The organism is Klebsiella sp. GB_Kp056 (genome assembly GCF_040064755.1).
GTDB classification, from domain to species: domain Bacteria; phylum Pseudomonadota; class Gammaproteobacteria; order Enterobacterales; family Enterobacteriaceae; genus Klebsiella; species Klebsiella quasipneumoniae.
Genome location: NZ_JBEAJA010000041.1, coordinates 200,158 through 219,428, shown reverse-complemented (window position 1 = coordinate 219,428; position 19,271 = coordinate 200,158). Strand labels below are relative to the sequence as shown.

Here is a 19,271-nt window from a genome sequence, read left to right as displayed (position 1 = left end):
ATGGCGCCTCATTTAACGATCTCGTTATGGCGAGGCTCCTGCATAAATACAAGTTACCGCCCTGTTGGTATCGAGAGAGACCACTCAGGGAAATACAGGCTTCCATCGAATCAAGGTGTTGCCAAGGTAACTTCTGGCGGTCATGACCGTTCAGATACGTTATGCAGTGCTAAAACCAGGACGTAGGGATCTGCCTGCGCTAACCCTGTCTTGTTCGCCCCTATGAGTGATTTTTTATAGGGATTTTAATCATGTCTTCCATTCAACTCTGCGCCGCTCATCAGGCGACCTCTGGCTTCGACGGCGATGCCATCGCCCAGTACATGCGTACCGACTTTATTACGCTGCAGGAACATCTCAGCGTCCATGAAGCGCGGGAGCACTTTATCTCACAGCTCACCAGCGATGATATTCCCGGCCAGGTGTTTGTGGTCGCCGGCAAGAAGCTGCGCGGCAGCCTGTCGGTCAAAAAGCTACTGCAGGAAGGGGATGTCGGGCAGTCTATCCGCTACCTGATGGACAGCTGCCTGTTCCGCGTCAAACCTGACGATGAACGCCCGCAGGTGATAGCCGAGCTCAACGAGCGCGGCCTCGACCTGGTTCCCGTCGTCGATAAAGGCGAGCTGGTCGGCTGCCTGATGGAAAAGGAGATCGCCCATCTGCTGGAGGATGACGTCACCGAGGACGCCCAGCTGCAGGGGGCGACGCTGCCGCTGGAAAAACCGTATCTGGACATCAGCCCCTGGACGCTGTGGAAGAAACGCTCGGTGTGGCTGCTGCTGCTGTTTGTGGCCGAAGCCTACACCAGCAGCGTGCTGCAGCATTTCGAAGAGGCGCTGGAATCGGCCATCGCGCTGGCCTTCTTTATTCCGCTGCTCATCGGTACCGGCGGCAACAGCGGAACGCAGATCACCTCGACGCTGGTGCGCTCGATGGCGCTGGGAGAAGTACGGCTGCGCGATATGGGGCGGGTGATCCGCAAAGAGGTATCGACCTCCTTTCTGATTGCCTTAACGCTGGGGCTGGCGGGCTGCCTGCGCGCCTGGATGATGGGCATCGGCATGGAAATCACGCTGATCGTCAGCCTGACGCTGGTATGCATTACCCTGTGGAGCGCGATTGTCTCGTCGGTCATCCCGATGGTGCTTAAACGGATCGGCATCGACCCCGCGGTGGTTTCCGCGCCGTTTATCGCCACGCTGATCGATGGCACCGGACTGATCATCTATTTTAAAATCGCCCAGTATTTTCTTGGGTTGAACTAACCTACACGCCCGGGCGCCGAATGCCCGGGCCCTTAGTTTAAGCGTCCACCAGCGCCTGCGCGCAGGCCCAGGCGCTAGACCACGCCCACTGGAAGTTATACCCGCCGAGCCAGCCGGTGACGTCCATCACTTCGCCGATAAAGTAGAGGCCCGGCGCCTTGCGCGCCTCCATAGTACGCGACGAGAGCTCATTGGTGTCCACGCCGCCGAGGGTCACCTCCGCCGTACGGTAGCCTTCGGTGCCGTTCGGCTGCACGCGCCAGGCGGTCAGCGTCTCCACCAGCGCCTGCTGGTCGCGAACGTTCAGCTGCTTCAGCGTGACATCAGGAATTTGCCCCAGCTGCTGCAGGCACTCCACCAGCCGCTTCGGCAACTGCATCGCGAGGGTGTTTTTCAGGCTCTGGTTGGGATGCGCGCCGCGCTGCTCGTTAAGGAAGTCTTCAAGATTGCAGTCCGGCAGCAGATTCACGGTGACGAACTCGCCGGGCTGCCAGTAGCTGGAAATTTGCAGCACCGCCGGTCCGGAAAGGCCGCGATGGGTGAACAGCAGATTTTCGCGGAACAGGGTGCCGTTCTCGGCGGTGATGGTCGACGGCACCGAGACGCCGGAGAGAACCTGCAGCTGCTCAAGCAGCGGCTTGTGCAGGGTAAACGGCACCAGACCCGCACGGGTCGGCAGCACCTTCAGGCCGAACTGTTCGGCGATTTTATAGCCGAACGGCGAGGCGCCAAGGCCCGGCATCGACAAGCCGCCGGAGGCGATCACCAGCTTTTTGGTCGCCAGCGTTTCGCCGTTCACCTGGAGCCGGTAGCCTTGCTCGTCGCGCTCGACGCTGAGGATTTCGCTGCGCAGGCGGATCTGCACGCCGCCCTTTTCGCATTCCGCCAGCAACAGATTGACGATCTGTTCCGCCGAATCATCGCAAAACAGCTGACCGAGGGTTTTCTCATGCCAGGCGATGCCATATTTGCCGACCAGCTCGATAAAGTCCCACTGGGTGTAGCGCGCCAGGGCAGATTTGCAAAAATGCGGGTTTTGGCTCAAATAGGCCGCCGGCTCAACATACATATTGGTAAAGTTGCAGCGACCGCCGCCGGACATCAGAATTTTTCGCCCCGGCTTTTTGCCGTTGTCGAGCAGCAGAACGCGACAGCCGAGCTGCCCCGCCTGCGCTGCGCAAAACATTCCCGCCGCTCCGGCGCCAACGACAATGGCATCAAACCTTTCCACAGCGCATTCCTCGTTCCCCAATTGTCGGGTTTTGTAAATATTTCACTCTGGTCACACCAGCGGGAAAAATCCCGCATTAGATACATCATTGAAAGATATAGGATTACTCCCAACAGGGTAAAACCTAAACAGGAAGAAAATCAAAAAAAGTCTATATTTCACTTTGCCCGCGCCGCTAAAGTCACTGATAATGCGCCGCGTTCATGTCCTCAAAATGGCGTAACGTCCTATGCTACATTTATTTGCCGGTCTGGATTTACATACCGGACTATTATTATTGCTTGCTTTAGCTTTTGTACTGTTTTACGAAGCGATTAACGGTTTCCATGATACCGCAAACGCGGTGGCTACGGTTATCTACACTCGCGCTATGCGCTCACAGCTCGCTGTGGCGATGGCGGCGCTCTTCAACTTCTTCGGCGTTCTGCTGGGGGGTCTCAGCGTAGCCTATGCCATCGTGCATATGCTGCCGACCGATCTGCTGCTTAACATGGGTTCCGCACATGGCCTCGCCATGGTGTTCTCTATGCTGCTGGCGGCGATCATCTGGAACCTCGGCACCTGGTACTTCGGCCTGCCGGCATCCAGTTCCCATACGCTGATCGGCGCTATCATCGGGATCGGTCTCACCAATGCCTTAATGACCGGTACGTCGGTCGTTGACGCGCTGAATATCCCGAAAGTCATCGGCATTTTTGGATCGCTGATTATCTCGCCTATCGTCGGCCTGGTGATCGCGGGCGGCCTGATTTTCCTGCTGCGTCGCTACTGGAGCGGCACCAAGAAACGGGCGCGTATCCACCTGACCCCAGCGGAGCGTGAAAAGAAAGACGGCAAGAAAAAGCCGCCGTTCTGGACCCGTATCGCCCTGATCCTGTCCGCTATCGGCGTGTCGTTCTCTCACGGCGCTAACGATGGACAGAAAGGCATTGGTCTGGTGATGCTGGTCCTGATCGGCGTCGCCCCGGCGGGCTTCGTGGTGAATATGAACGCCTCCGGTTACGAAATCACCCGTACCCGCGATGCGGTCAACAACGTGGAAACCTTCTTCCAGCAGCGCCCTGACCTGCTGAAGAAAGCCACCGGCGTTGACCAGCTGGTTCCCTCTCCGGACACCAATACCGCGGCCAACGGCGAGTTTCATTGTCATCCGGCGAACACCATCAACGCCCTTGACCGCGTGAAGACCATGCTGACCGGCGTTGAGAACTACGAGTCGCTAAAACCGGAACAGCGCGGCCAGCTGCGTCGCATCATGCTCTGCATCTCCGACACTACCGACAAAGTGGCGAAACTGCCGGACGTGAGCGCTGACGACCAGCGTCTGCTGAAGAAACTGAAAACCGATATGCTGAGCACCATCGAGTACGCGCCAATCTGGATTATCATGGCGGTCGCGCTGGCGCTGGGTATTGGCACCATGATCGGCTGGCGCCGCGTGGCGACCACTATCGGTGAGAAGATTGGTAAGAAGGGCATGACCTACGCCCAGGGGATGTCGGCACAGATGACCGCGGCGGTGTCTATCGGTCTGGCGAGCTACACCGGGATGCCGGTCTCCACCACCCACGTACTCTCCTCCTCGGTAGCGGGGACGATGCTGGTGGATGGCGGTGGTCTGCAGAAAAAGACGGTGACGAGCATTCTGATGGCCTGGGTGCTGACCCTGCCGGCAGCGATTATCCTTTCAGGCGTCCTTTACTGGCTCTCCCTGAAGCTGATTTAAGCGCTATTCGTTCAAAACGGGCCAGCTTGCTGGCCCGTTTTTTTATCCCGAAGATGCCGTCAGTGCCAGATCATCAACGCAATCAGGCTCACCACCACCAGGCCGCACAGGGCGCTGGTCAGAATAAACTGGCGACGAACACGTTCGCAGCGACGAATAAATTCATCGTCATGATGGTCACGGTAGCGCTGGGCATAGATATACCACACCAGGCGCATCTGTTTGCTGGGCTGCCCGTGCGAGGTAAAAAAGCCGCCGCCATCGACGTACTGATAGAGCAAGGGATCGCAACCACGTAGCACAACCAATAATGCACGCAACGATGAGAAGTAGCGTGCCATATTCACCACACAAACGACACACAGGGCCCAAAACAGCGCAATAGTGCTGATCATACCTCCTCCCCGGCGACCCGCCCACGGAGAAACCCTCCGCGGCTACCGCTCCCCAAATAACCGACGACAATACCGTAAAGAGTGCGATTCCGATCACATTTATTTTTCCGACCGGCTCATTAAATAGTGTAGGAGATCCATTAATTTTTTTACCACAAGGTTATTCGTTATCAATACGTAAGACGGATAAATTTGTTTAACTTTTAGGTGAACCCAGTGCATTGACGGAGTGCGGGGGGCGCTATAAGGTAAGAAATATCTTCTACAATGAAGTCCTTAAAGGCTACCCTCCCGCGAATGTAGCACGCAGGACGCGGGCGAAACGGCAGCGCCAGCTGTCAGGTCCAATGGTCATCGACAAACTTATGGAAGGAGTAACACTATGGCTTACAAACATATTCTGATTGCAGTAGACCTGTCCCCGGAGAGTAAAGTACTGGTTGAAAAAGCCGTTTCTATGGCCCGCCCGTATAACGCGAAAGTCTCCCTGATCCACGTGGATGTGAATTACTCCGACCTCTACACCGGGCTGATTGACGTGAACCTCGGCGACATGCAAAAACGCATCTCCGAAGAGACCCATCACGCGCTGACCGAGCTCTCGACCAACGCCGGCTACCCGATCACCGAGACCCTGAGCGGCAGCGGCGACCTGGGCCAGGTGCTGGTTGATGCGATTAAAAAATATGATATGGACCTGGTGGTCTGCGGCCACCATCAGGACTTCTGGAGCAAGCTGATGTCCTCTGCCCGTCAGCTGATCAACACCGTCCATGTCGACATGCTGATTGTCCCGCTACGCGACGAAGAAGACGAATAACCGTCCCGTTGTGTCATGCCAGACGCCCGCCGCTGCGGGCGTTTTTATTTTCGCTTCCGCCTCGCCAGACAATAGAGCTTAACTCCATAAAAAAGCCATTCAATTAGTGTGATCAACCAGTTATTCACTAAAACATCTATATAATAATCTATTCAATAAGCCAATAACCGCAGCATGGCGAGTTATCAGACATTTTCGGCGCGTTCTGGCATACGCGTTCATACTTTTTGGGAAAGTAATACAAGGCGAAGGAATATGAATACAACTGCACCTACGGGCTTGCTGCAGCAACCTCGTCCGTTCTTTATGATCTTCTTTGTGGAGCTCTGGGAACGTTTTGGCTATTACGGCGTTCAGGGGATCCTGGCGGTCTTCTTTGTTAAACAGTTGGGCTTCTCTCAGGAACAGGCCTTTATCACCTTCGGCGCCTTCGCGGCGCTGGTTTACGGGCTGATCTCCATCGGCGGCTACGTGGGCGACCATCTGCTGGGGACCAAACGCACGCTGGTGCTCGGCGCGATTGTGCTGGCCATCGGCTACTTTATGACCGGGATGTCGCTGCTGAAACCGCAGCTGATCTTTATCGCCCTCGGCACCATCGCCGTCGGCAACGGTTTGTTTAAAGCCAACCCGGCGAGCCTGCTGTCAAAATGCTATCCGCCGAAGGATGCCCGTCTCGACGGGGCGTTTACCCTGTTTTATATGTCGATAAACATCGGTTCGCTGCTGTCGCTGTCGCTGGCGCCGGTGATCGCGGAAAAGTTTGGCTACGCGGTGACCTATAACCTGTGCGGCGCGGGGCTGATTATCGCGCTGCTGGTCTACCTCGCCTGCCGCGGGATGGTGAAAGAGATTGGTTCCGAGCCCGATCATCGCCCCCTCAGCCTGCGCAATCTGGCGCTGGTGCTGGCCGGTACGGTGGTAATGATTTTTCTCTGCGCCTGGCTGATGCATAACGTGATGATCGCCAACCTGGTGCTGATTGTCCTGTCGGTCGTGGTCATTGCGTTCTTTTTCCGCGAGGCGTTTCGCCTTGATAAAACCGGCCGCAACAAAATGTTCGTCGCCTTTATCCTGATGATCGAGGCGGTGCTGTTTTACATTCTCTACGCCCAGATGCCGACCTCGCTGAACTTCTTCGCCATCAATAACGTCCATCATCAGATCCTGGGTTTTACCATCAACCCGGTCAGTTTCCAGGCCCTGAACCCCTTCTGGGTGGTGGTGGCCAGCCCGGTGCTGGCGGCGATCTACACCCATCTCGGCCACAAGGGTAAAGACCTGACCATGCCGGTGAAATTTACCCTCGGGATGTTCCTCTGCGCGCTGGGCTTCCTTACCGCCGCGGCCGCCGGGATGTGGTTCGCCGACGCCCAGGGATTAACCTCGCCGTGGTTTATTGTGCTGGTTTATCTGTTCCAGAGCCTGGGCGAGTTGCTGATCAGCGCCCTGGGGCTGGCGATGGTCGCCGCGCTGGTGCCGCAGCATCTGATGGGCTTTATTCTGGGGATGTGGTTCCTGACCCAGGCCGCCGCGTTCCTGCTCGGCGGCTATGTGGCGACCTTCACCGCGGTGCCGGAAAATATCACCGACCCGCTGCAGACGCTGCCCGTTTACACCAGCGTGTTCAGTAAAATTGGCCTGGTGACCCTGGGGGTCACGGTAGTGATGGCGCTGATGGTGCCGTGGCTGAACCGGATGATTAATACCCCGGGGGAAGCTGAGCGGTAGAGATGATCGTCGGTTTACGCCTTTCTCAGCCCGGCCTGGGGGAATGATATCCATCTGATATATAAATGATTATGTAGGCCGGGTAAGGCGCAGCCGCCACCCGGCAACATGACGAGTACGGCACTGGATATCTTGCCCGGCGGCGCTCCGCTCGCCCGGCATGCGGGAATGATATCCATCTGATATATAAATGATTATGTAGGCCGGGTAAGGCGTAGCCGCCACCCGGCAACATGACGGCGCGTTGCCTGATAGATTGCAAATTTACGCCGGCGTGCCGGCGTATATATCAAACCGATGCCCTTTGGTCACCACCGCGTTCGGCGTGGCGACTTCCGCCAGCGGCGGCGCGTAATCCGGGCGCTTCACCACCACCCGTTTGGTCGCCAGCTGGCGCGCCGGGGCCAGCAGGCCATCGGCGTCTACATCGGGCCCCACCAGCGACTGAAAGACGCGCATCTCTTTCTTCACCAGCGCGCTTTTCTGCTTATGCGGGAACATCGGGTCGAGGTAGACCACCTGCGGACGCGGGGTAATATCGGTCAGCGCCGTCAGGCTGGAGGCGTGGATCAGCTGCAGCCGCTCCTGCAGCCAGCCGCCGATTTCCGCATCGGCATAGCCGCGGGCCAGGCCATCGTCGAGCAGCGCGGCGACCACCGGATTACGCTCCAGCATCCGCACGCGACAGCCGACCGACGCCAGCACAAAGGCGTCACGCCCCAATCCGGCGGTGGCATCGACGACATCCGGCAGATAATCGCCTTTAATACCGACCGCTTTGGCCACCGCTTCACCGCGGCCGCCGCCAAACTTGCGCCGGTGGGCCATCGCCCCGCCGACGAAATCGACGAAGATACCGCCGAGTTTGGGCTCATCGCGCTTACGCAGCTCCAGATGCTCAGCGGTCAGCACCAGCGCCATCAGGTTATCGTCATCCTGCTCCAGCCCCCAGCGGGCGGCTAAAACAGATAAGGCGCCGTCTCCGGCGCCCGTTTCATCAATTAAGCAGATCTTCACCGCAGACTTAACCCTTGATCCCGTAATGCTCCAGCATCGCATCCAGCTGCGGCTCGCGCCCGCGGAAGCGTTTGAACAGCACCATCGGCTCTTCAGAACCGCCGCGGCTCAGGATGTTATCGAGGAACGACTGACCGGTTTCGCGATTGAAGATCCCCTCTTCTTCGAAGCGTGAGAAGGCGTCTGCCGCCAGCACGTCGGCCCACAGGTAGCTGTAGTAACCCGCCGCGTAACCGCCGGCGAAGATATGGCTGAAGGCGTGCGGGAAGCGGCCCCAGGTTGGGCCCGGCACCACGGCGACCTGCTTTTTAATCTCCGCGAGGGTCTCAAGGATTTTCGCCCCCTGCTCCGGCTTGTACTCCGCGTGCAGGCGGAAATCGAACAGGCCGAACTCCAGCTGGCGCAGAATAAACATCGCCGCCTGGTAGTTTTTCGCCGCCAGCATTTTCTCCAGCAGCGCCTGCGGCAGCGGTTCACCGGTTTCATAATGACCGGAGATAAAGGCCAGCGCTTCCGGCTCCCAGCACCAGTTTTCCATAAACTGGCTCGGCAGCTCGACCGCGTCCCACGGCACCCCGCTGATGCCGGAAACTCCGGCGGTATCGATGCGGGTCAGCATGTGGTGCAGACCGTGGCCAAACTCGTGGAACAGGGTGATCACTTCGTCGTGGGTGAACAGCGCCGGTTTGCCGTTGACCGGACGGTTGAAGTTACAGGTCAGGTAGGCGACCGGCTTCTGCAGGGAACCATCCAGCTTACGCATCTGGCCGACGCAGTCGTCCATCCACGCCCCGCCGCGCTTGTGCTCGCGGGCATACAGGTCGAGATAGAAGCTGCCGCGCAGCTCGTTGTGTTCGTCATACAGCTCGAAGAAGCGCACTTCCGGATGCCACACGTCGACATCGGTACGCTCTTTGGCGGTAATGCCGTAAATGCGCTTCACCACTTCGAACAGACCGTTAACGGCTCTGTTTTCCGGGAAATAGGGGCGCAGCTGCTCATCGCTGATGCTGTAGAGATGCTGTTTCTGTTTTTCGCTGTAGTAAGCGATGTCCCACGGCTGCAGCTCTTCGACGCCGAACTCGGCTTTAGCGAAAGCGCGCAGCTGGGCCAGCTCTTTTTCGCCCTGCGGACGGGCGCGTTTTGCCAGGTCGGTGAGGAAATCGAGCACCTGCTGCGGATCCTCCGCCATTTTGGTGGCGAGGGATTTAAAGGCGTAGCTGTCAAAGCCCAGCAGCTGCGCCAGCTCGTGGCGCAGGGCGAGGATCTCCGCCATCACCGGGCTGTTATCCCATTTACCGGCGTTTGGCCCCTGGTCGGAGGCGCGCGTGGAGTAGGCGCGGTACATCTCTTCGCGCAGCGCCTGATTGTCGCAGTAGGTCATCACCGGCAGGTAGCTCGGGATATCCAGGGTCAGCAGATACCCTTCCTGCTCTTTGGCCTGGGCCTGCGCCTGAGCGGCGGCCAGCGCGCTTTCCGGCATACCGGCCAGATCGGCGACGTCGGTCACCAGCTTGTTCCAGCCCATGGTGGCGTCAAGGACGTTGTTGCTGTACTGGTTGCCCAGCTCAGAGAGGCGCGCGGCGATTTCACCGTAGCGTTTCTGCGCCTCCGGCGGCAGGCCAATACCGGATAATTCGAAATCGCGCAGCGCGTTATCCACCGCTTTTTTCTGCGCGGTATTCAGCGTGGCGTAGTTATCGCCATCGCGCAGATCGCGGTAGGCTTTATACAGGCCTTCATGCTGGCCGACCCAGGTGCTGTACTCGGAGAGCAGCGGCAGCGTCTGTTCGTAGGCCTCGCGCAGTTCCGGGCTGTTTTTTACCGAATTGAGATGGCTGACAGGCGAGAAGATGCGTCCCAGCACATCGTCCACTTCCGCCAGCGGCTGGCAAAGATTTTCCCAGCTATACGGCGCGCCGTGCGCCACTGCGCTTTCCACCGCGGCCCGGCAATCCTCCAGCGCTTTGGTGACCGCTGGGACCACGTGCTCTGGTTTGATCGCAGAAAAAGGCGGCAGGGAAAAAGGCGTCAGTAATGGATTGGTCATATGCGCTGTCCTGTTGAAAAGGGTGAGTGAAGCGCGCGTCCGGCGCTTATGCATGAGATCTAGAATGGGGGATAGTTGGGGGAATTTCAATGACGGGCGGTGCGTCAGCCTGGGTATTGCTGCGATAAGTCCGCCCGTTGCCGGAAAAGCGCGACACGCGGCGCAGCGTGCCGGAAACCGCATTAATGCCTTTTTTGCGCCATCTCCCAGGCCGCCGACAGATTCAACCGCAGCCAGAACTGCTGTTCGGGGGTGGCGCCGGACAGCGGGTAGCCCGCCGGCAGCGCGGTGTTGACCATCAGCGCCCGACGCTGGGCCGCTGACAGCTGCGGCAGAGCAGCCTCCAGCAGCACTTCCGCCCCCTCCGGCGCCTGCAGGCGCGGCTGCGGCCCCTTCTGCCGCGGCAGGTCGTAGGTCATGGCGAAACGAGTGAAATCACGCATCGCCGGATCGCGCCAGGGATCGTCTTTCACGCTGCTCTTCGCGCACTCGGCAAGCGACGTACCGCAGGCTTTCGCCAGCGCGGCGCGCAGCTGATCGCGGGCTTCGTTAAATAATACCCGGTAGCGCGGATCGTTAAGATAATGGGCCACGTTGCGCTCGGCCACCATCCGCGAGCCGATCACGTCCAGCGGATAGTGGACGCCCAGCACAATGCGCGAGTAGCCATAGCGGGCGCCGCGCGCCACCAGCGCGTCGTAGCGCTCCGGGATCATCGCCGCCAGCAGCAGCGCATCGGTATAGCCAGTGTTGGTGTGGCCGCTGGGGAACGAGCCGCCGTCGGCGGTATAGGGCTGGTTATCCTTCACCACCACGTCGTCCGGCACCAGGTGAATGGTGTTGCCCTGGACCAGGAACGGCCGCGGATTGTGGAAGTGCTTTTTCGCCTCGCCGGTGCTGACTTCCGAGGCTTTGATCAGCGCCGCCGCTTTCCCCAGCGCGCCCTGGTCATAGGCGGTCAGAAACGCGTTGCCCAGACGAGGCCCCAGCGCGTCGCTGAGGAAATAGAGGTAGCTAATCCCTTGCGCATCGGCCAGCGCCTGACGGCGGGTGGTCTGCACGGCGTCGCGGTTGATGGCGGTCACCGTCGCCAGGTTCTGCTTCTCGACGGTCTCCGGCAGACGGCTGAACGCCGACAATAGCGCAATATCCGCCTGCTGGTTTGCCCGGGTCTGGAAGTCGTAGCCGCTGGCCTTCAGCCAGGCGGTATCGGCCTGGGTTTTGTTTTGTTTCGTGTGCGCCAACCGATCGCGGGTCAGCGTCGCGGCATCCCCTTGCAGCGCGTGGCGCAACTGCGCCAGCGCCTGTTGCTCAAGATCGTCATACGCCTGACTGGAGGCAGCCGGCGTCACGCTATTGGCGAGGGCCGCCGCCCTGTTCAGCGGGATGTCTTTAGCCAGAACCGGTTGCGCCAGCAGCAGCGCGACGGCCAGCAGCGAGAGTTGCTTTTTCATTATTTTTCCTTTTATTCAAACAATTACCTTGCCTGTCTCCGACGCTAGCGCGGCCGTTTGACGCTTTTATGACAGCGTTATGTTTTGCAACGCTTTTGGCAGAAATGAAACAGCGCGGCGGCGCAGCGGTAATCTCGGCCGATCTGCGGTAAACTATCGGTTAACTTGTTTATTTCCCGGAATCTCTGCATCCATGCTCAGTTATCGCCACAGCTTTCACGCAGGCAACCACGCCGACGTCCTCAAACACACCGTTCAGAGCCTGATCATTGAAGCGCTGAAAGAGAAAGAAAAACCGTTTCTCTACCTGGACACCCACGCCGGCGCGGGCCGCTATCAGCTGAGCGGCGAGCACGCCGAGCGTACCGGCGAGTATCTCGAAGGCATCGCCCGCATCTGGCAGCAGGACGACCTGCCGGCAGAGCTTGAGCCCTATATTTCGGTGGTCGAACACTTCAACCGTAACGGCCAGCTGCGCTACTACCCGGGTTCTCCGCTGATCGCCCGCCAGCTGCTGCGCGAGCAGGACAGCCTGCAGATGACCGAGCTGCACCCGAGCGACTTCCCGCTGCTGCGCGCCGAGTTTCAGAAAGACAGCCGCGCGCGCGTCGATAAAGCCGATGGCTACCAGCAGCTGAAAGCCAAACTGCCGCCGGTCTCGCGCCGCGGTCTGATTCTGATCGACCCGCCGTACGAAATTAAAACCGACTATCAGGCGGTGGTGACCGGAATTAACGAAGGCTACAAACGCTTCGCCACCGGCACCTACGCGCTGTGGTACCCGGTGGTGCTGCGCGCGCAGATCAAACGCATGATCAAAGACTTAGAAGCCACTGGCATTCGCAAGATTCTGCAGATTGAGCTGGCGGTACGTCCTGACAGCGACCAGCGCGGCATGACCGCCTCCGGGATGATCGTCATCAACCCGCCGTGGAAGCTGGAGCAGCAGATGAACAATGTGCTGCCGTGGCTGCACAGCAAGCTGGTGCCGGCCGGTACCGGTCACACGACCGTCAGCTGGATCGTGCCGGAGTAATCGCAACCATCGGTGGAACCTTTTACGCCTCGCGTTACAATCGCGGCAATCAACGATTAAGGACATATGGGCATGAGCAAACATTATGATTACCTCGCCATCGGCGGCGGTAGCGGCGGTATCGCCTCGATTAACCGTGCGGCCATGTACGGCCAGAAGTGCGCGCTGATTGAAGCCAAAGCGCTGGGCGGCACCTGCGTCAACGTCGGCTGTGTGCCGAAAAAAGTGATGTGGCATGCGGCGCAGATCCGCGAAGCGATTCATCTTTACGGCCCGGACTACGGTTTCGATACCACCATCAACCATTTCGACTGGGAGAAGCTGGTCGCCAGCCGCAGCGCCTATATCGACCGCATTCATACCTCCTACGACAACGTGCTGGGTAAGAACAACGTCGACGTGATCAAAGGCTTTGCGCGCTTTGTCGATGCCCACACCGTGGAAGTGAACGGCGAAACCATTACGGCCGATCATATCCTGATCGCCACCGGCGGCCGTCCGAGCCACCCGACCATTCCGGGCGTGGAATACGGTATTGATTCCGACGGTTTCTTCGAACTGCCGGCGCTGCCGAAGCGCGTGGCGGTGGTCGGCGCGGGCTACATCGCCGTTGAGCTGGCGGGGGTGATTAACGGCCTCGGCGCTGAAACCCACCTGTTCGTGCGCAAGCACGCGCCGCTGCGCAGCTTCGATCCGCTGATCGTCGAAACGCTGGTGGAAGTGATGAACGCCGAAGGCCCGCAGCTGCATACCAACGCCATCCCGAAAGCGTTGGTGAAGCATGCCGACGGCAGCCTGACCCTTGAGCTGGAAGATGGCCGCAGCCAGACCGTTGACTGCCTGATCTGGGCGATTGGCCGCGAACCGGCGACCGATAACTTCAACCTGGCGGCTACCGGCGTGAAAACTGACGATAAAGGCTACATCGTCGTCGATAAGTTCCAGAACACCAGCGTGCCGGGCATCTACGCCGTGGGCGATAACACCGGCGCCGTTGAGCTGACCCCGGTGGCCGTGGCCGCAGGCCGTCGTCTCTCCGAACGCCTGTTTAACAACAAACCGGAAGAGCATCTGGACTACAACAACATTCCGACCGTGGTCTTCAGCCACCCGCCTATCGGCACCGTCGGCTTAACCGAACCGCAGGCGCGCGAGCAGTATGGCGACGACGCCGTGAAGGTCTACAAATCCTCCTTCACCGCGATGTACACCGCCGTCACCTCGCACCGCCAGCCGTGCCGCATGAAGCTGGTGTGCGTCGGCCCGGAAGAGAAGATTGTCGGTATCCATGGCATCGGCTTCGGGATGGATGAGATGCTGCAGGGCTTTGCGGTGGCGTTGAAGATGGGCGCCACCAAAAAAGACTTCGACAACACCGTCGCCATTCACCCAACGGCGGCAGAAGAGTTTGTCACCATGCGCTAAGGCGCACAGCCCCGTCTCCGGACGGGGCTTTTTTATTGCACCGCCAGGTGACGCAGGATCTGGTGGCCGATATAGTTGCTCCAGTTAAAGCTGTTTTGCAGCACCACCACCGCATTCTGATTCGCTTTATCAAAACCGATATAGCTCGAATAGCCGCCGATGTACCCCACCTGATAGGTTAATTGCTGCTCGCCGAACGTGTCTGTTACCCAGGCGATATTCGCCGCTTCAATCCGTCGCGGATAATAGTCGACGCTAACGTCGCGGAACGCCTGATCCAGCGCCGCCTGACCGGTGGGCGCGAAGTGGGCGCGGGCATAGTGAATCAGATCCCCGGCGTCGCTGTACAAACTCGCCGCGCCGACCATGTTATGACGGAACTGCCAGTCCGGCGTCAGCGCGCCGCGGGGTTTAAACTTCGGCTGATCGCCAGCATGGCCCAGCGCCCGCCACGGATAATCACGCAGCGTTTGCGGCAGGAAGCTGGTGTTCCCCATCGCCAGCGGGCGGAAGATCATCCGCGAGGCCAGCGTCTCAATCGATTCGCCAGTCTGGTACTGGAGAAGATAGCCGAGGATCGCGTAGCCGAGGTTGGAGTAACTCGGCGCCGGTTCCGCCGGGGCCTGGAAATTCTGCAGATAACTCAGTACGCCATCGGCATCGAGCTCATGGTAGAAGTTCTCGCCATCGTTGAGATAGGCCAGCAGGTGCTCAAGCGACAGCATATTCATCGGTTGCCGCGGCAGCCCTGAGGTATGCGTCACCAGCTGCAGCAAGGTTATCTTACTGGCATCCTCACTCAGCGCGGTACCCGGCGGCAGCAGGGTCTGCAGCGTGTCGTGCCAGTGGAAACGGCCCTCGTTCACCAGCATCGTGACCACTTCGGCGGTAACCCCTTTGCTCAGCGAGCCGAGGGCAAACAGCGTATGCGGGGTTATCGGGTAGCGATGTTGGTCATCGGTCACGCCGAAGCAGTGAAACTCCGCCGGGCCGTTATGATGAATAATTGCCACCACCATGCCGCTGACCTGCTTCTCGCGCATGTAATGCCTGACATAATCATCGACGGAAAGCCGCTGACCGTTGCGCCCTGTCAGACTGGTTTCATTGCTGGGCGGGCTCATTTGCGACAGCGTGCCGGAACAGCCTGAAATCAACAGTAATGCCAGTAGCACAAGGCCTAACCGTTTTTTCAAACTGCACCTGCCTGCCACACGTTATTTGGGATGGGATAAAAAACAGACGCGGGATCGTAGCGGCATTACCCCACCAGTGCAAAGCGAATACGCTGAAAAATCGATAAGGCCCTGGCCCGTTCGCTACGCCACGCCGTTATTTCCATGGCGCATAAACGCCGGGCGCTGATTGAGCGCCATATACCAGCGCTCCACGGCCGGCATTTCCGGATGGGCAAAGGGCGTCATCTTCCAGCGATGCACCGACAGGCCCAGCACAATATCAGCCAGGGTGAAGCGCTCGCCGGCGACCCACGCCCCGGTCCGCTGCAGCTGCGCTTCGACAATGCGCACGCAGTGGGTCCAGGCGGCAATGCTCTCTTTAATCGCCGCCGGATCCTGAAAGCGGGGATCTTTACGCACCAGCCCCATAAAAGCATGGCGCCAGGCATTATTGAACTCGGTCGCCTGCCAGTCCATCCAGTGCTCCACCTCGGCGGCGGGCTGCGGCCCGGCGGGCAGCAGATCCCAGCGCTCCGCTTTTCGCGCCAGATAGCGGCAGATACTGTTCGACTCCCAGAGCACAAAGTCATCGTCCAGCAGCACCGGCACCAGGCTGTTAGGATTCAGGCGCTGAAATTCGGGGGTGTCCAGGGGCTTAAACCCGCTGCCGTAATCCTCCTGCTGGTACGCCAGCCCGATCTCCTCGCAGGTCCACAGCACTTTCCGTACATTGATTGAAGAGCGTTTGCCCAGAATTGTTAGCATCGTCAGCGATTCCTCAGCCATAAAAGAGAGTTCATTCACTCTACTCTATTGCCAGCCAGCAACAAGGCAGAGCGCTGGATAATGTGTATAGTTGATTCCAGCCTGTTTGCCGAAAAGGAACCCGACATGTTGACCCCTTTTACCGTTTTGATGCCTGAAAATATTCGTTTTGGCCGCGGTCAGGCCCAGAGCGCCGCCCCCTGGCTGGCGCAGCAGGGCGGTCCTGTTCTGCTGGTGCATGGCGCCAGCCCGCAGCGGGCGGCGTTTCTCCGCCATCAGCTGGAGGCGCTGCAGCTGGCGGTCACGACGCTGGCGATAAGCCGCGAACCCTGGCTTATCGATATTGAGCAGGGCGTCCAGCTGGCGCGCGAGAAAGGGATCAGGGCGGTGGTCAGCCTCGGCGGCGGCGCGGTGATTGACGCCGGTAAGGCGATTGCGGCGCTGGCGCCCGCCACCGGCCCGCTGATCGACTATCTGGAAGTCGTGGGAACCGGCCGTCAGCTGGAAGCCAGCCCGCTGCCGTTCGTGGCGATCCCCACCACCGCGGGCACAGGCGCGGAAGTCACTAAAAACGCGGTGATCAACGTCGTGGAACAGCAGCGGAAAGTGAGCCTGCGCGACGACCGGATGCTGCCTGACCTGGCCATTGTCGACCCGGCGCTAACCGACAACGCGCCGCGCAGCATCACCCTGAGCTCCGGCCTCGACGCCCTGACCCAGGTGATCGAGCCCTGGCTCTGCAGCCGGGCCACCCCTTTCACCGACGCCCTCTGTCAGCAGGCGATCCCGCGCGGCATCCGCGCGCTGAAGGTTCTGATGGAAAAAGAGTGCCCGGCCAGCCGCGACGAGATGGCCTGGGTCAGCCTGTGCGGCGGAGTGGCGCTGGCGAACGCCGGGCTGGGGGTGATCCACGGCCTCGCCGGCCCGCTGGGCGGCCTGAGCCGCGCCTCGCACGGCGCCTTATGCGGCAGCCTGCTGCCGTTTGGGCTGGCGCTGAATGAGTCGCAGATAAACGACCCCGCTCTGCGCCAGCGCTTCAACGACGTTCGCCGCTGGCTGGCCGAGGGGCTGGAGGTCCCGGCGGATCGGGTCTGGGACAGTCTGCGGGAATGGAGCCATCGCGCCGGTCTCGGCACCCTGCGCGACCTCGGCGTGGCGCGCGACGCCCTGGAGCCGGCGGCGCTGGCCGCCAGCACCTCCTCGTCGATGAAGGCCAATCCGGTCAGCCTGAGCAGCGAACAGCTGCTGGAGATGCTGGAGGCGGCGTGGGAGTGAGCGCGCCGGGATAAAATTTTGTTGCATAATGAATGCTCCGAATTTTATCTTCACCTAATCGCGGATTTATTTATTATTTATCAACGTGTTAATTAGAAATCACGGCGTCCCCTGCCGGCGGAAAAGCGTGATCTAACGCACAGTTTACTTCACACTCACCGAAGCGACTGTCTACGCTTAAAAGACAAGGCCGGGTACGCCCGGCCGCGAACTCACGCTATCCGGAGGTCCGTATCGCTATGTTCAGCCAGAAATTACGCCACGTTGAAGACGACGAGTTAAGGATCGACATCGATCCCTGCTACGAAGCCGATCCGTACGAATTAAAGCTGGATGAGATGATTGACGCTGAACCGGAGCCTGAGGTGATCGAGGGGCTTCCGGCCTCCGATGCCCTCACCCCGGCGGATCGCTATCTTGAGCTGTTTACCAACGTGCAGAAATCACGCATTTTTGCCGACAGCAAAACTTTTCCCGACTGCGCGCCGAAACACGACCCGCTGGACATCCTGCGGAACTACCGGAAGGTCAAACGCCAGCCCGATTTCGACCTGCGGCAGTTCGTTGAGGATAATTTCTGGCTGCCGGAGAGCCATACCGACGTCTACACCTCCGACCCCAGCCTGACGCTGAAAGAGCATATCGATAAACTATGGCCGGTGTTGACCCGCGAGCCTCAGGATCATATCCCCTGGTCATCGCTGCTGGCGCTGCCGCAGGCCTATATCGTGCCCGGCGGTCGCTTTAGCGAAACCTATTACTGGGACTCTTATTTCACCATGCTGGGGCTGGCGGAGAGCGGCCGGGAAGATCTGCTGAAATGCATGGCCGATAACTTCGCCTGGCTGATTGAAACCTACGGTCACATTCCGAACGGCAACCGCACCTACTACCTCAGCCGCTCGCAGCCCCCGGTGTTCGCCCTGATGGTCGAACTCTTTGAAGAGGACGGCGTGCGCGGCGCGAAGCGCTATCTGGATCATCTGAAGATGGAGCATGCCTTCTGGATGGACGGCGCCGAGTCGCTGATCCCGCATCAGGCGTATCGGCACGTGGTGCGCATGCCGGATGGCTCCCTGCTCAATCGCTACTGGGACGACCGGGACACGCCGCGGGATGAATCGTGGCGCGAGGACGTGGAGACCGCCCGACACTCCGGACGGCCGGCCAATGAAGTCTACCGCGACCTGCGGGCGGGCGCCGCGTCCGGCTGGGACTACTCCAGCCGCTGGCTGCGGGATATCACGCGACTGGCCAGTATCCGTACCACGCAGTTTATCCCCATCGACCTGAACGCCTTCCTGTTCAAGCTGGAGACGACCATCGCCAACCTCTCCGGCCTGAAGGGCGATCGCGAGACGGAAGCGGCCTTCCGCCAGAAGGCTCAGGATCGGCGGGCGGCGGTTAACCGCTATCTGTGGGACGATGAGAACGGCTGTTTTCGCGATTATGACTGGCGCCGCGAACAGCTGGCGCTGTTTTCCGCCGCCAGCATTGTCACCCTTTACGTCGGCCTGGCGACCCACGAACAGGCGGAACGCCTTGCCGATGCGGTGCGGGCCCGCCTGCTCACCCCCGGCGGGATCATGGCCACCGAATACGAGAGCGGCGAGCAGTGGGATAAACCCAACGGCTGGGCGCCGCTGCAGTGGATGGCGGTGCAGGGATTTAAACGCTACGGCCAGGATCCGCTGGGCGATGAGATCGCCTGGAGCTGGCTGCAGACGGTCAACCACTTCTACAAGCAGCACCACAAGCTGATTGAGAAATACCACATCGCCACCGGCGTTCCGCATGAGGGCGGCGGCGGGGAGTATCCCCTGCAGGATGGCTTCGGCTGGACCAACGGCGTCGTGCGCCGGCTGATTGGCCTCTACGGCGAGCCAACCTAGTCGGGCTGTTC

Annotated in this window: 15 protein-coding genes and 1 riboswitch; of the genes, 8 read left to right on the top strand and 7 right to left on the bottom strand. The window is 59.6% G+C overall.

Annotated features, from left to right (window positions below; genetic code table 11):
* Positions 1-13 precede the first annotated feature (13 nt).
* A riboswitch (M-box (ykoK) riboswitch) is annotated at positions 14-195 on the top strand.
* A gap of 56 nt (positions 196-251) precedes the next feature.
* Complete coding sequence (locus tag ABLV52_RS09280; protein WP_023291272.1) at positions 252-1,265, top strand: magnesium transporter; 1,014 nt, start codon at positions 252-254, stop codon at positions 1,263-1,265.
* Positions 1,266-1,302: 37 nt separating this feature from the next.
* On the opposite strand, the gene ABLV52_RS09275 is transcribed toward ABLV52_RS09280, so the two are convergent.
* Positions 1,303-2,496 (bottom strand): NAD(P)/FAD-dependent oxidoreductase, encoded by a 1,194-nt coding sequence (locus tag ABLV52_RS09275; RefSeq protein ID WP_032454294.1) that lies wholly within the window; start codon positions 2,494-2,496, stop codon positions 1,303-1,305.
* A 229-nt stretch (positions 2,497-2,725) separates the two neighbouring features.
* Here ABLV52_RS09275 and pitA point away from each other — a divergent pair, with 229 nt between their 5' ends.
* Complete coding sequence (gene pitA, locus ABLV52_RS09270) at positions 2,726-4,222, top strand: inorganic phosphate transporter PitA (protein WP_004204940.1); 1,497 nt, start codon at positions 2,726-2,728, stop codon at positions 4,220-4,222.
* Between the two features lie 59 nt (positions 4,223-4,281).
* Here pitA and uspB read toward each other — a convergent pair whose 3' ends face one another.
* Positions 4,282-4,617, bottom strand: a complete 336-nt coding sequence (uspB, locus tag ABLV52_RS09265; protein WP_002921203.1) for a universal stress protein UspB — start codon at positions 4,615-4,617, stop codon at positions 4,282-4,284.
* Between the two features lie 382 nt (positions 4,618-4,999).
* On the opposite strand from uspB, the gene uspA reads away from it, so the two are divergent.
* Both uspA and dtpB read left to right on the top strand, forming a co-directional pair.
* Positions 5,000-5,437 carry a universal stress protein UspA gene (gene uspA / locus ABLV52_RS09260; RefSeq protein WP_004145166.1) on the top strand — a complete coding sequence of 146 codons (438 nt, stop codon included), beginning with the start codon at positions 5,000-5,002 and terminating at the stop codon, positions 5,435-5,437.
* A 255-nt stretch (positions 5,438-5,692) separates the two neighbouring features.
* On the top strand, positions 5,693-7,168 hold the full coding sequence (dtpB, locus tag ABLV52_RS09255; protein WP_032454295.1) for a dipeptide/tripeptide permease DtpB: 1,476 nt from the start codon (positions 5,693-5,695) through the stop codon (positions 7,166-7,168).
* A 264-nt stretch (positions 7,169-7,432) separates the two neighbouring features.
* Here dtpB and rsmJ read toward each other — a convergent pair whose 3' ends face one another.
* The 3 genes from rsmJ to ABLV52_RS09240 all read right to left on the bottom strand — a co-directional run bounded on the left by rsmJ (position 7,433) and on the right by ABLV52_RS09240 (position 11,689).
* Entirely contained in the window at positions 7,433-8,185 is a 753-nt protein-coding gene (gene rsmJ / locus ABLV52_RS09250; RefSeq protein ID WP_186977370.1) for a 16S rRNA (guanine(1516)-N(2))-methyltransferase RsmJ, read from the bottom strand.
* Positions 8,186-8,192: 7 nt separating this feature from the next.
* Positions 8,193-10,235, bottom strand: coding sequence for an oligopeptidase A (gene prlC, locus ABLV52_RS09245; RefSeq protein ID WP_044524999.1), 2,043 nt, complete (start codon positions 10,233-10,235; stop codon positions 8,193-8,195).
* A gap of 182 nt (positions 10,236-10,417) precedes the next feature.
* Positions 10,418-11,689, bottom strand: a complete 1,272-nt coding sequence (locus ABLV52_RS09240) for a phosphatase PAP2 family protein (RefSeq protein WP_348890299.1) — start codon at positions 11,687-11,689, stop codon at positions 10,418-10,420.
* A gap of 193 nt (positions 11,690-11,882) precedes the next feature.
* Here ABLV52_RS09240 and ABLV52_RS09235 point away from each other — a divergent pair, with 193 nt between their 5' ends.
* Positions 11,883-12,725, top strand: a complete 843-nt coding sequence (locus tag ABLV52_RS09235) for a 23S rRNA (adenine(2030)-N(6))-methyltransferase RlmJ (RefSeq protein ID WP_004204945.1) — start codon at positions 11,883-11,885, stop codon at positions 12,723-12,725.
* A gap of 72 nt (positions 12,726-12,797) precedes the next feature.
* Complete coding sequence (gorA, locus tag ABLV52_RS09230) at positions 12,798-14,150, top strand: glutathione-disulfide reductase (RefSeq protein ID WP_348890298.1); 1,353 nt, start codon at positions 12,798-12,800, stop codon at positions 14,148-14,150.
* A gap of 32 nt (positions 14,151-14,182) precedes the next feature.
* Here gorA and ABLV52_RS09225 read toward each other — a convergent pair whose 3' ends face one another.
* Positions 14,183-15,274 (bottom strand): serine hydrolase domain-containing protein, encoded by a 1,092-nt coding sequence (locus ABLV52_RS09225; protein ID WP_348890314.1) that lies wholly within the window; start codon positions 15,272-15,274, stop codon positions 14,183-14,185.
* A gap of 195 nt (positions 15,275-15,469) precedes the next feature.
* Positions 15,470-16,093 (bottom strand): glutathione S-transferase, encoded by a 624-nt coding sequence (locus ABLV52_RS09220; protein WP_023291280.1) that lies wholly within the window; start codon positions 16,091-16,093, stop codon positions 15,470-15,472.
* A gap of 126 nt (positions 16,094-16,219) precedes the next feature.
* On the opposite strand from ABLV52_RS09220, the gene ABLV52_RS09215 reads away from it, so the two are divergent.
* Positions 16,220-17,368: an iron-containing alcohol dehydrogenase gene (locus ABLV52_RS09215; RefSeq protein WP_072422200.1), complete on the top strand. Its 1,149-nt coding sequence runs from the start codon at positions 16,220-16,222 to the stop codon at positions 17,366-17,368.
* Between the two features lie 239 nt (positions 17,369-17,607).
* Positions 17,608-19,260, top strand: coding sequence for an alpha,alpha-trehalase (locus ABLV52_RS09210; protein WP_023291282.1), 1,653 nt, complete (start codon positions 17,608-17,610; stop codon positions 19,258-19,260).
* Positions 19,261-19,271: the final 11 nt, after the last annotated feature.